Genomic DNA, 256 nt, shown 5'->3' on the forward strand with positions numbered 1-256 from the left:
ACACCACTTTACTATAAAAATCGCTTTTATGTTGGTGCAACATTAATCGACCAAGTTCAGCCCAATATGACCAGTTATAAAGAAGAGATCTTTGGTCCAGTACTGCAAGTCATTCGTGTAAAAACCATGCAAGAAGCCATGGATCTGATTGATGATCATGAGTATGGCAACGGAACGTGTATCTATACTCGTGATGGTGAAGCTGCTCGCTATTTTAGTGATCACATCAAAGTCGGTATGGTGGGTATTAATATTC

At 39.5% G+C, this 256-nt stretch carries 1 protein-coding gene; it reads left to right on the forward strand.

The window, feature by feature from the left end:
- Nucleotides 1-256 (forward strand): aldehyde dehydrogenase family protein (locus FLQ44_RS13635; RefSeq protein WP_147694821.1); only part of this gene is annotated, 256 nt, incomplete at both ends.

The sequence above is a fragment of the Vogesella mureinivorans genome (genome assembly GCF_007644035.1).
Classification (GTDB): Bacteria; Pseudomonadota; Gammaproteobacteria; order Burkholderiales; family Chromobacteriaceae; genus Vogesella; species Vogesella mureinivorans.